The sequence below is a fragment of the Pedobacter chitinilyticus genome (genome assembly GCF_003313385.1).
GTDB classification, from domain to species: domain Bacteria; phylum Bacteroidota; class Bacteroidia; order Sphingobacteriales; family Sphingobacteriaceae; genus Pedobacter; species Pedobacter chitinilyticus.
In genome coordinates this window covers 29414-42637 of the sequence record NZ_QMHN01000009.1, presented here as the reverse complement: position 1 = coordinate 42637, position 13224 = coordinate 29414, and the positions used below count along the sequence as shown (strand labels likewise).

The 13224-nt window shown below is 39.3% G+C and carries 7 protein-coding genes; all 7 read right to left on the bottom strand.

The genetic code is table 11. From position 1 onward, the window contains the following. Positions 1 to 45: 45 nt before the first annotated feature. The 7 genes from DUT70_RS20765 to DUT70_RS20735 all read right to left on the bottom strand — a co-directional run bounded on the left by DUT70_RS20765 (position 46) and on the right by DUT70_RS20735 (position 13013). Entirely contained in the window at positions 46 to 1608 is a 1563-nt protein-coding gene (locus DUT70_RS20765; protein WP_113649298.1) for a RagB/SusD family nutrient uptake outer membrane protein, read from the bottom strand. A 12-nt stretch (positions 1609 to 1620) separates the two neighbouring features. After that, positions 1621 to 4977, bottom strand: a complete 3357-nt coding sequence (locus DUT70_RS20760) for a TonB-dependent receptor (RefSeq protein ID WP_162926690.1) — start codon at positions 4975 to 4977, stop codon at positions 1621 to 1623. Positions 4978 to 5185: 208 nt separating this feature from the next. Continuing rightward, entirely contained in the window at positions 5186 to 6388 is a 1203-nt protein-coding gene (locus DUT70_RS20755; protein ID WP_113649296.1) for a FecR family protein, read from the bottom strand. 22 nt (positions 6389 to 6410) lie between these two features. Continuing rightward, positions 6411 to 8453, bottom strand: a complete 2043-nt coding sequence (locus DUT70_RS20750) for a T9SS type A sorting domain-containing protein (protein ID WP_128353416.1) — start codon at positions 8451 to 8453, stop codon at positions 6411 to 6413. A gap of 139 nt (positions 8454 to 8592) precedes the next feature. Beyond that, a complete protein-coding gene (locus tag DUT70_RS20745; RefSeq protein ID WP_113649294.1) occupies positions 8593 to 9186 on the bottom strand; it encodes an RNA polymerase sigma factor in 594 nt (197 codons plus the stop codon). Between the two features lie 225 nt (positions 9187 to 9411). Next, a complete protein-coding gene (locus DUT70_RS20740) occupies positions 9412 to 10296 on the bottom strand; it encodes a PorP/SprF family type IX secretion system membrane protein (protein ID WP_113649293.1) in 885 nt (294 codons plus the stop codon). Between the two features lie 47 nt (positions 10297 to 10343). After that, positions 10344 to 13013: a T9SS type B sorting domain-containing protein gene (locus DUT70_RS20735; RefSeq protein WP_113649292.1), complete on the bottom strand. Its 2670-nt coding sequence runs from the start codon at positions 13011 to 13013 to the stop codon at positions 10344 to 10346. Between the last annotated feature and the right edge of the window lie 211 nt (positions 13014 to 13224).

The following is a 13224-nucleotide window of genomic DNA, read 5'->3' as shown; positions in this document are numbered from 1 at the left end:
TTTTACTCCCCCTGTTAAAAACATATTTGACTAAATATTAAAGCGTTATAAAGGATTTTGCACCATGTATGGATTGGCCTGAATCTCTCGTCTCGGAATTAAGAATTGCCAACGCACATTGTCCGCACTTATCGGTGTATTTACCCCCACATTAGCGAGTGTTGCTGTTGACCCAGTTCCACTCCTATCCAGAGATAATTTTAACCTCTTAAGGTCTAGAAATCGAAAGCCTTCGCCCCACAACTCAATTCTTCTTTGCATCATGATCAAACCATTGTTGTCATTTGCTATATCTGAGATGTTATCTGGACGGGTATAATTTGGGTCCCTATTCTTGGCCAAAACATCGATGATATCTGCAGCCTCGTTAAGCAAACCAAGTTTTGCTTTTGCTTCGGCCGCAATTAGATACATTTCTGCTACACGCATGTAAGGAATGTCACCAGCACTTACTGCCGGGTCAGCTACCACAAATTTCTTCTGCATGTAAAGTGCTCTGGTTTGGCCCGTTACTGGTTGCCCAGTAGAAGCATCTATCACTCCTGGAAAATTAATGTAATCGTTAATGTTATCGCAAAATAATTTCCTTCTTATATCTGTATTGGTTAAGGAATTATAAAGAGAAATACTGATTTTTTTAGGATTTGGTCGAGTATGCGAAGAGTTAAAGTTAGAAGACATATAGGCGAAGAAAGAGCCGTAAGCTGGCAACTGTTCTGGCAACTGATGTGCTCCCCACATCCATTCAGAGTTTTTCATGTCACTAAAGCCGTCCAAATACGCTGTGCTCGACATCAACTGGTAACCTTTTAACGCTTCTTGGGCATAATAGGCGGCATCGGTCCAATTTTGTTGAGTTAGCGCTACACGAGCCTTAATCCCCTGAGCAACGCTTTTATCAATATGTGTTCTGTAGAGTCCTCTCGGTGGCGCTCCTTCCAATAAAGTAATCGCTTGATCTAGATCCTTATTAACTTGGATATATACTTCTTCTACAGTATTTCTGGGTTGCGGGTCTAATGAATATTTGGTGACTACTGGCACTCCTAATTGTACTCTCGCTGACGTTGTGTTCTGAGAAGACACATCTGACAATGTTGTTTTATCGTATCTCATCCCGAAAAGTTGCACCAACATGAAATGTGCCCATCCTCTTAATGCCAAACATTCGCCTTTAATTACATTTTTTTGTGCTTCCGTTGCATCTGGCACTCTATCAATACCTTCTAAAAGAATATTGGCATTGGCAATGATGCGATAATAGAGCCTGTAAGAAAAATAAGGCAAGTCATTCAATTCTGAACGATGATCCGTCCATCTGTAAGCACCTCTAAAATATACGGTACCCGTAGCCGTGTGTACAATGTCTTCTCCCATGAAGTCCAAAACAATCATCATAGCTGGGTGGCCATCTTGTTCCTGATCGGAGTATTGCATGTAAGTGGCGCGATAAATCCCGTTAAGGGCAACTTTTACATTGTTAATGTTATCGAAGATTTTGGCAGCATCTATCTGATCAGATGGCGTGGTATCTAAATAGCTCTTTTTGCATGCGCCTAACGTGAGCAAAAAGAAAAGGACGGTTAAAATTGATAAATATCTTTTCATTATTGACAAATTCTATAATGTTATGTTAAGACCAAAACTTACAATACGAGAAGGTGCATAGGTGTATTCGGCATCCCCAGTGTAGGTTTGCGTTGGGTCCATCCCTTTTCTCGCAGAAGTAATGAATAAATTCTCGCCATTTACATAGGCTTTAACGTTGCTAAGTTTTAACCTACTCAATAGTTTTTTAGAGAAATTATAGGTTAATGATACTGTACGTAAATTCAGGTAGTCGGATTTTGTTAACCAACGATCTGTATCTGAAATGGTAGTCGAAGTACTCAAAGCAGGAATGTCGGTCACATCACCTGGCTTTTGCCAACGTTTTAACATGTCTACGTGTAGCGCTCTACCGTTGGTAGTGGTTCCACCCCTAAACATTAAAGAACGATAATCATTATCGAAGGTGTAACCTCCAACTTGATAGATCATTAATGCTTGTAATGACCAGTTTTTATAAGTAAAGGTATTATTGATGCTCCCAAAGAAATCAGGAATAGCACTACCTGCGTAATAATAAGTGGCATTGGTAAGTGATGTGGTGTAAGTTTGACCGTTATAGGTTGCTGGAGATACTGTTTTATCGATAGGCACATACAAATTGCTACCTGTTTGCGGATCAACAGCTACCCAATCTCTCAACCAAAACTCGTATAGTGATTTTCCAGTTTCATATTTTTTGGTACCGCTCACCCTTCCTTCGTAAGATGATGGCAGCGAAAGAATTTTGTTTCTAAAGGTGCTCCAGTTGACATCAACATTCCACTTAAAGGTTTTGGTTTTAATTGGCACCCCGTTTAACTGTACTTCGATCCCCTCGTTGCGCATGCTTCCAAAGTTATCGTTGTAGGTAAGCAAGCCAGAAGTTAAAGGAAGGGTTACGGCAAACAATAGGTTGCTTGACTGACGACGGAAAGCTTCTACGGTACCGCCAAATCTATTTTTAAGTACCGAAAACTCTACTGCTACGTCTGCATTTTGGTTGGCCTCCCAAAGCAAGTTTTGATTTCCTGCCTGAGTAAGTAGTGCTCCAGGTTCGACGCCATTGTTGTAGCCCAAATCATAAAGACGTTGATAGGTAAAGTAACTACCTGTGCGGTCATTACCCACCTCGCCATAGGATGCTCTAATTTTAAGTGTATTTACCCATTTTACTTTGAAGAATGGTTCTCTGTCAATGTTGTAAGCACCACTCACCGACCAGAAGTTACCCCATCTACTTTTTTGAGAAAATCTTGAAGAGCCGTCTCGTCTGAATGATCCAGAGAATAAGTAACGTCCTTTGTAGCTATAATCTACTTTAGAAAGGTAACCTTCGGTTTTATAGTCTCTATCATAAGAGCTTAATGCGGTAGTGGTGGTCATGTTATCCAACACTGGCAATCCCGAAATTCCCTCGCTGCGTCGAGAACCCGAAAGGTAATCGTAATAGTTCAAGTAGTTCTCGTGACCAACCAACACACTAATTTTGTGCTTATCTATGGTTTTACTCCAAGTTAAAAGTTGGTTGAAGTTTAAATAGGTGGTTAAGCTGTTGGTTCTGGTGGTTCTCCCTACACCTACGGCATCGCCCATTACGCTGTTATCGTAAACATTGCTGCGATAGTTCCCAAGGTTAAAGCTAAAGTTAGAGGTAAACTTGAAATCTTTCCAGAAATTAGCTTCTACATTGGCCACGCCATTTAATGAATTTCTTCTTACTTGGTTTACGTTATATAATGTTTCGTAAACCACGTTTCTTCCTGTAAACAGCGGTCTATAATCTCCTGGATCGTAAACTTTATTTCCGTTTCCATCCAAAATATAAGCACCGGTAGTTGCGTCGTGCTTAAAAACTGGATAAATTGGTGCTAGAATAAGGTCAATGTAAAATGGATTTTCGTTAATTCCACTTGCTTCATTTGCCTGATCGGATTTGGTGTAGGTTCCAAATAGATTTAAACCAAATTTCAACCAGTTCATTGGCGTAGAGTTAAGTCTTAGCCTTCCTGAGAAACGTTTAAAATCAGAGCCAATCACGTAACCATTTTCATCTAGGTAATTTAGGGATACATAATGATCCGTTTTGTTTGAGCCGCCGCTCAATGAGAGTGACAAATCGGTCCTCATCCCTACTCTTTGTAGTTCATTTCTAAACCTTACATCGTCTGGATAAAGTAATTTAGCATTGGGGTTGATTAAACCGTTTTGCAATACAATTTCATCGTCTGCCACATTGAATGGATTCCATCCTACGTAGTTTTTCAAATCGGCAGTAGCTGCAGCGGCACTGCCTGAGGTTCCATTTTTTAAGGCTTCCCAAACTACAGGAAAATATTGGTAGGCATCTAGGGTTTCATAATTAGGAAGTCCTCTTTCGGAGAATGCGTGGGTAAGCTTTGCTGTAATGTTACTTTTACCATTGTTTATTCCTTTTTTGGTGGTGATTAATACCACGCCATTAGCTGCTCTAGAGCCATATAAGGCTGTAGCAGAAGCATCTTTTAGGATGGAAATGTTATCAATATCTTCTGGATTGATGTTACTGATTACGCCTTCGTATGGCGCACCATCCAAAATGTAAAGTGGGGCATTATCTCCTGTTACCGAGCCAAACCCTCTGATACGAAGATCTGGACCTTCGCCTGGTTGGCCACTACCTGCAGTGGTTTGAACTCCTGGAGAAGCACCTACAAGCGCCGAGTTAAGGTTACTGATTGGTCTTTGTTCAATATCTTTTGCAGAGATTTTAGTTACTGAGTTGGTCAGTTCATTTCTAGTCGTGGTACCAAAGGCAATTACGACCTCGTCTAACTGCTTGCTATCTTTAGTTAAGGCAACTTCATATTTATTTAAAGCGGTTAAGGTAATTTCCTTGGTTACGTAACCAATGTAACTCAACACTAATACCTTGTCAGCGGCTTTTACATTAATCGAAAAATTACCATCACCATTGGTCATTGTGCCTAACGTAGAGCCTTTCACTCTGATGGAAACACCTAATAATGGCGTTCCGTCTTCGGCATCGGTAATGTTACCGGTAACGACACGGTCTTGTTGTACCGCAACTCCAGTAGATGTTGTTTCACGGCTCTGTATTGATGGTTTCAAAGAGATAATTTTTTCGTCGATGGTATAACTCAACGACATCCCTTTCAATACCGAGCTCAACACCACATCAATGGGTGCATTTGAAAAATTTGCAGAGACTTTCTTGTCGTCAGCTACTTCTTTACTGTTGTAAATAAAGTAGTAGCCAGTTTGCGACCTTAGCTCCTTAAATACTTCTTTTAAGGTGATGTTTTGTTTTTTAATGTTTACGTTTTGGCCTAGGGTTTTGGCACTTACATGTAAACTAAAAACAAACACAATTACGGCAATGATTCTCATAACCAGTAAGGCTTTTTTAAATAGTTGGTTTTGTTTGGTCGAAAAATCGCTGCTAAAAATAGCGCACGACAATCTACAATGTATTTTTTCTTTCATACATTTGTATATAAGGGATTTGAATAAATAGTGTTCGTTCTAGTTTATTATTTGTTTGGCCCGTTGCTTTTCTCGGTTGCCGCCGGGAAAAGCTCTTTTGCCTTTGTTATTTCTATTTCGTCATCTTCTTTTGACAGGTAATTACATTATTTTCTACTCCAAAAACTACGTCACCAGTCAATTCTAATGCTTTTAACACATTTGAAACATTGGCATTTCTTGGAATGACACCTGTGAAAGAAATGTCTGGTTTTTCGCCTTCGTATTTAACCTTTACTTTGTACCACCGCATTAGTTCTTTCATGATTTCATCGATATTGGTGTTGTTGAATACAAACAAATCATTTTTCCAAGCCATTACTTCCTCAATATTCGCCGAACGTTGCTTGGTATCGTCGCTGCTTTCGGTATACAGAATTTGCTTTCCAGGAGTTAGCAGCTCTGAGTGACCGCTTTTACTAAATTGCACCGAGCCTTCTAATAGGGTAAGCTCCGAACGGTATTCATCCGGGTAGGCCATTACGTTGAAATGAGTACCCAAAACTTTTACCTCGGCACTGCCATTTACTACGTAAAATGGTCTTTTTTGGTCTTTCTCAATTTCAAAATAGGCTTCACCCTTGATTTCTACTTTGCGAGCATCTTTGTCAAAAGCTACTGGAAATTTGATGGATGATGAGGCGTTAAGCCATACTTTACTACCATCGGATAAAACCACACTAAACTTCCCGCCTGCTGGTGTTGCCAAAGTGTTGATTTTTTGCATCTCTTCTTCGGCACTGCCTTTTACCAAGTAAACAATTTGGCCTTTGGCATCCTTTTCGATAGAAATATCGCCTTGAGTGGCTAATTTCCCATCCGCACTATTGTCCAAGGTAATGGTAGAACCATCTGCAAGGGTTAATATTGCTTTATCGCCACCAGGCAAAACATCGTTATGATAGGCTAAAGGGGCTTTTTTACCTTCTCCATTTTGGCTAGCATAGTAAAGTGTAAAGCTTCCAACAACAAACAAAGCAGCGGCCGCAGCATACTTCCAAAATGGGGAGCGCTTACGACCATCCAACTTTTTTGGATTGGTAATGTTGGCGTACATGCTATCCCAATCTATTTCATGTACCAAAGCATCAGATTGTACTTTTTTATTGTGTTCATCCATAAAGGCAAGTACTTCCTCTTTGGTTTCTGGATTGTTGATGTAAGCAAACAGTTCCACATACTCTTCCTTTGTAATGCTTTTGTCTACATACTTTTGGAAAAGTTCGTTTAATCTGTTATTTGCTCCTGGTGTCATCTGATGCGTTTGATTGTTCATGTTTACAATTACTGTCGTTAATTTATTTCACAACCAATAATTTCTGCTTTTCTGCATTAGGCTTGCCTTTGTTGATCCACAAGATGTAGGTACCTGCAGGTATATCAGCTAAGTCCAACTTTACATTTCCTTGTGTTGCTGTTTGAGCGTAATTATTGGTTAATAAGTTTTTTCCTGTCAAAGATATTAGATTTAGGGAAGTGATCTCATTTGATGAAGAAGGATCTACCCAAATATAGGCTTTGGCTGGGTTAGGATATATGGTGGTTTTTTCTGGAGTTAGTCCAAAAGTAAGGGCCTCCACCCCTAAAATTGTAGGCGTGCCGTTATGATCGTATTGTGTTAGTCGGTAATAGTTAGTTCCAGCAAGTGGTGTATAGTCTACTACCGAATAGTTTAGGGAAGTAGCGCTATTGCCTGCTCCTACGATTTCTTTAAAGAAGGTAAAATTGCTCGCAGATGTCCCTCTTTCAATTACAAATTTTTGGTTGTTTTGCTCACTAGCCGTATTCCAGGTTAGTAAAGCAGTTGAACCGTTTTTAGTAGCGGTGTATGAAATTAGCGTTACTGGTAAAGTTCCTTGATATTCATAAGCGCCTAAATCGATCTCATTATGTTTAAGACGAAGATTCCCTGCTAAATCTGTATCAGTATTCGCGTCACCTATTTCATTATACAACACTTTGCTCCCTTTTTCTGTCGCTGCTCCTTCTATTAAATTCAGAAAATTCGGATCTGTTGAAACGGTACTAGCGAATAAAGAAGCTGGTGAAGGGTTTACGATATTTCCATCGACACCGTTAGTGCCGTACACTTGGCTAAGTGTATTTTTTATACTGAACGTAACGGTATTTCTAAAGATATCTCCATTTCCAGTTACGGCAGTATTAGCATTAAAAATGCTATTGTATAATTTAACGCTTGATGAGGCAGAGTTTGCCAAATGTAGCGCACCTCCACTTGATCCTGCTTTTACATCATTTGCATAAAAAGTAGCATTTGAAATAGAAAGTATAGACCCAGAGGAATTATAAAAGGCACTTCCTCCTACTGCACCATTCGATTCATTACTTGAAAATATCGAGTTGAGTACTTTAATTTCATTTTGCTCCCCAGCTGTTGTGGATCCAGCTGAAAACACTGCGCCTCCATTGCCCGTTGAGCTATTGTCGTTAAATGTACAGTTAAAAAAGTTTAACCTACTTAAGCTAGAAGCATAAATAGCCCCTCCAGCTGCCCCCGATACATTTTGTGTAAAGGAAACGTTTTTGAATGTGGCACTAACTATTCCTAATGTGGTTGACCCAAAACTATATATTGCACCTCCATTGTTGCTGGCACAGGTATTATTTTTAAATTCTACATTAGTAAACGACAGAGAACCACTATAAAAAAGATATACTGCTCCCGAGCTCTGGTCTGAAGAACTGTTATAGTTATCTTCTATTTTTAAGTTAGAGAATGTCGCATTGTTAGCGTAATACAAAATGATCCCTGCTGCCCGTGAACTAGGAATGCTGCGGGTATTTACAGTTACGGTAACCGCATTATTGGGAGCCGTACTATTAACTCCTGTACCTGTTGCATAGCCTTTTGTAACGGTAAAACCATCCAAAGCTGCTCCAGTCATATCATTTGCAGCGATTACCACGTGGTAAGCATTATCGGTATCAATGGCTGTATTACCGGTGTTACCACTCAATACTGATGGATTTACTGCAAAATCTCTGGCAGCTATTGAAGTTTGACCCACAGCAAAACCGCCGTAAATTTTTACACCAGCTCTCATCACAAACGAATTACGTCGATCATTGAGTGTAATTGTTCCTGTAGCGTCTGCACGACGGGTTGGCACATAAGTACCTGCACTTACCCAAACCTGACGATTAGGGAATGTAGTCTCATCAAGTGCCGCTAACTCATCTATCATTAGCTGCAAATCACCAGAGGCAGTGCCCCAACTTGTACCGTTGCCAGTACCCCCTGCCGTTACATAGCGGATTGTTTGTGCAGAAAGAGAATAATAACTTAATGCAATGAGGAGTAGTAAGTAAAATTTCTTCATAAATTGTTGGTTAGGTTTGTTGTTTGTCCTATATAGACTGCCAACCTTTAACGATGGACCGTTAAAAACCAACTTTTTGAAAAAAAATTATTGAACAGTGTGGTTGATGAACAAAGCAGATCGAAAAAATAAAGAAATTTTAGAAAAATAACTTCCAAAGCAACAGTAGGGATACTACGATATGATGCTTTGAAATATGATATTTGAGGTGCTTAAGTACTTCGACAATTACATTTTTAACGCGACTTTTAGAAAGCCCAACTGCTTGTGCAATCTCTTCATGGCTCATGTGCTGGTTACGGCTCATGTTAAAAATCTCTTGTTTTTGCAGCGAAAGGGTCTGTAAAACTTTATTAATTAAAAAAACGCTTTCTTTAAGATTGATCTGGTCTTCGATATTGTTTAAACTCACCGAAGTATTTATCCATGCGTTGCTAATGGTTTTTTCTGTTCTGCTGACTTTGTTGAGGTAATCGTAGGTTTTATTACGGGCGATGGTGTAAATGTAGTTGCGTGGGTGTTCGATAGATAGTAGTTTTTCACGATTTTGCCAGATGACTAAAAATGTCTCTTGTACAATTTCCTCTGCATCAGCCTTGCTGTGGACAAAGGAATCTACAAAAGCCAAAATTTTGCCACGGTAAAGGCTGAACATTTTGTTAAATGCCAAAGAATTTCCATCATAGATTTCCTTTAACAATAGCTTCTCTGCTGTTAAATCGTACAAGGCCATTAAAGTAAAATATGAACTGATATACTTTGGAAAGTTTATCAGCTAGTTTGTTGGTTTAGGTTATTATAAAATTAGCAATCCTTATTCAGTATCCAAAACATTTTTGTTTTACTTATATAACTTTTTTGATAAAAACGCAAAAAAGCAGACAGATTTATCTGACTACTCAAATTGCTTTTCACAAAAAAAGAGAACCTTGCAAAAACAAGGCTCTCCTACGAGCTTTTATTTAGATAGATTAACTTTTAAACCTAATTCTACACCTCCATAAGTGTATTTTTTTAGGTTATTATTTATTGGCAACGAATATGAAGCCTGCATTTGGTATTTTTTTAATATGTTAAAGCCCATTCCAAAGGAGAAACTGTTACTGCTGTGGTAAAAAGCTAAGAGATTAAATTTATCTTCGGCAAATTGTGCATTAACGCCAACATCTATTACACTGTCATAACCATCAAGACCACGGTAAAGCACTTTAGGTGTTAATTTTATAGGTCCGTCCAAAACTTGGTAGGCTGCAGCAGCATAAAAAGTAGTGTAGTTATAGCCATCATTCACATTTTCTGAATAGATAAGGCTACGCAAATTAGGGGCTACTGCACTTAAGCTTAATTTGCCATCTTCATAATTCACGCCCAAATCTCCATCAAAAATATAGCCTTGCTCATTAAACTCTTGCGGGATGATATCGGTTCCATCACCAATAATATCACTCATGTTTACTTTTAATGATGATACTCCAGCAGATAATCCAAATCTTAAATTACCAGTTTCTGATGTTTTTACGTTGTAGGCATAAGAAGCTGAAAATCTGTTTACGTTTAAAAGTCCATCCTTATCCGTCACTACGGATAGCCCGAAGCCATTTTTCCCTAGGCCATAATCGACAGTAATGGTATTGGCAACACTTTGCCCATTACTTCCTGTTAAGTTGTTTTTATAAGAAAGGCCTACATTTAAACCTTGTCTCTTTCCTGCCGCCGCTGGGTTGTACAGATATTCGTTCAAATAGTACATCGACATTGGCGGGCTTACTTGTGCCTTCAACTCAGACGAGACGAAAAATAAGATGGCAGCAATAATGATATATGTAGTTTGTTTAGTTTTCATTGTTGTTTGGTTAAGCAAATTCCTTAATTCTAAAGCAGCTAATCGTATTATCTTCCTTTCAAAATGGTTAATGTTCCTTTAATTGGCTTTAACCCAGCACCAATATTGATTTCATAATAATAAGTACCTGTATTTAAAGGGCTGCCGTTGTAGCTTCCATCCCAATCATTTTGATAGTTTGCCTTTTTAAATACTGTTTTGCCAGTTTTATCATATACGATTACTTCGTTTTTAGGATACATCAAACTCAAATCAGTGACGATCCATAAATCGTTTTTTCCGTCACCGTTAGGAGTAAGAAGGTTATTGGCTACTACTGAACCGCTATATAACTTAAGGGTCACCGTAGCTTGCGGACTTGGGTTACTGGTACCTAGGCTATTGCTTGCCACTACGTGGAAAGTGTGTTTTCCAGGAGCTAGCTCATCCGTAAAGGTGTAAACCCATTCGCCTTTATCATTAGACATGGCCGTTACTGGATGTTCCTTATTATCTACATAAATGGTAATTACACTCAAAGGCTCTGCTAATCCGCTTAGTTTAGGCCTGAAGCTAGTCAGTACGCCATTTGCTACTTTGGCAATGATCGGTGTTTGAGGGTCTTCCATCAGGTTGTTCAAAGAGATGATTACTCTCATTACCTGGTCGTCGCCTATATCGTTAAATACTTTAACGGTTAGATTGAAGCTTTTTATTTTTTCATAATCTACCTCAGTACTTTTGTTAACGGTAATATTTCCAGTGGTTGCATTAATGGCAAATGCATCATTTACATTACCACTCATGATGGTCCAGTTAGAAAGTACGCCTGATAAACTTGAAACTGGTTTGGCCACGAAAGTTCCATTTGGAGAATTTTCATCTATCGTAACTTGCAATGGTGGTACTGGTGCTGCGCCATCAAACTCGTAGGCACCCAAATCCAAAATAAGATTGTTAACCCTTGCATTTCCAGCCAAGTCTGAAGTTACACCAGCAGGCAATAGGTTGTTTTGTCCAGCATCTATGGCAGGGCTAAAATCTTGCAAGCGTAAAAAATCGGTACTGTTCGGATCTTCGCTTTCAAAAACTGGATCCTGGCCTACTATGTTATCATCTACACCATTAGTACCGTAGGCATCGGTCATCGAAGATCTCACGATTAGGTTTGCAGGTGTTGTTGCCAAGAAATCAACCGTAGTTGCATCTGTAGCTTGGTTTTTATACAAAATACTGTTGTACACCGTAGCTTGTCCTGACGCGGTTAGGTAGATTGCTCCACCCTTAAAAGCAGTCGCTTTATTTGCATAAAATGTAGCATTATGAATCACTGGAGCCGCATTGGTTGAAACATAAATTGCTCCCCCGCCTCCTGAATTGCTTCCTGCTTCGTTGTTATAAAACAAGTTGTTGGTTAATACTGGGCTAGCTAAATTACCCGCTACACCGAATAAATAAATGGCCCCGCCACTAGTAGCAGCTTTATTTCCGATAAACTTATTGTTATTCATTTGTGGGCTATTGGCATTCAAATAAAGTGCGCCCGCTGTAGTGGTGGCTTCGTTATTTAAAAATGTCACGCTATTTAATACTGATGGTAGGGTACTTGTTCCCAAATACATTGCTCCAGATGAGTTGGCTTTATTGGCAGTAAGAGTACTTTCTGTTAAATTAAGGGTGCCTGCTGTAAAATAAATCGCACCTCCTGATCCCGTTGCATTATTATTGCTAAATGTAGATTTACTAATAGTGATGGTAGTGGCTAAAGCATTATTAATTGCCCCTCCATTAGTGGCGGCAGTGTTGTTTATGAAATTACATTCATTAAAAGTCATGCTTGCTGATGCGGAGAACATATGGATAGCTCCACCTGTGGTGGTAGATTTGTTCCCATCAAAAGTACATTTCTCAAAAACAGGAGAAGCTGCTGTTGACGCAACTACGGCACCACCGGCAGTTGACTCGTTACCAATAAATTCAACTTCTGTGAAGATAGGTTTAGAAGGGGTAGCTACTGCACTGAAGATGAAAACTGCACCAGCATTTGTACTTAAAGTTTTGTTATTAATAAACTTCACTTTGGTATAAGTTGGCGAACCATACAGGATGTATATTGCCCCAGCACTTTGATCGGTTGAACCGTTTACGTTGTCTCTGATGATTAAATTCTCGTAAGCTGCACTGCTGTAATAGTTAATGATTCCTGGAGAACGGCTTGGAGGGATTACATTGCCATTTACCGTGATACCGCCTGTAGTACCTGTACCACTGGTGTACCCTTTACTTACTGTAAAACCATCTAACTTGGCAGTTCCCAAATCGCCCGAAGCTACCACTACGTGATAAGCATTGTCGGTATCAATGGCTTCATCCCCAAGGTTACCACTCAAAATGGTCACATTGGTATTGAAATTTCTTTGTAGTCTTGATGTTTCTGTGCCCGCAAAACCACCGTAGATGGCGATATCCTTCTTTAAAACAAAGGCATTATATCTGTCATTAACTGTAATTGTTGCTACTGCATCTGCTTTACGGTTTGGTTTATAGGTACCTGCTGCTACCCATATTTCATTCCCCGCGACTGAAGCGTTAATCACCGCCTGCAAATCTCCTGACGCTGCCGTCCAACTAGAACCATCGCCAGTACCGCCTGGTTTTACATATCTAATCGTTTGTGCTGCTGCATCCATTCCCACTAATAGCGAGAAGAAAATAAGCAATAAGTAAAGTTTTCTCATATGAACTGCTAGTTTGTTAGTTGTTAGGTTGGTTCTAAAAAATTGCTCGTTTTATTTTTCAGCGAGTTTTTTCTTTCAAACTATATGATAGACTGTTACCAAATGCAACAGGACCCTTTTTATATTATTTTTTTTCAGAAGCTATCAAATCGACAAATCGTGCACTAATTTCGGTACCTTTTGAAGCGGTGAAAGTCTATGTTAAAAGCAA

Coding starts and splice junctions, on each gene's coding strand:
- DUT70_RS20760 (WP_162926690.1), bottom strand. CDS start 4,977: ATGAGAATCATTGCCGTAATTGTGTTTGTTTTTAGTTTACATGTAAGT.
- DUT70_RS20755 (WP_113649296.1), bottom strand. CDS start 6,388: ATGAACAATCAAACGCATCAGATGACACCAGGAGCAAATAACAGATTA.
- DUT70_RS20735 (WP_113649292.1), bottom strand. CDS start 13,013: ATGAGAAAACTTTACTTATTGCTTATTTTCTTCTCGCTATTAGTGGGA.
- DUT70_RS20765 (WP_113649298.1), bottom strand. CDS start 1,608: ATGAAAAGATATTTATCAATTTTAACCGTCCTTTTCTTTTTGCTCACG.
- DUT70_RS20740 (WP_113649293.1), bottom strand. CDS start 10,296: ATGAAAACTAAACAAACTACATATATCATTATTGCTGCCATCTTATTT.
- DUT70_RS20745 (WP_113649294.1), bottom strand. CDS start 9,186: ATGGCCTTGTACGATTTAACAGCAGAGAAGCTATTGTTAAAGGAAATC.
- DUT70_RS20750 (WP_128353416.1), bottom strand. CDS start 8,453: ATGAAGAAATTTTACTTACTACTCCTCATTGCATTAAGTTATTATTCT.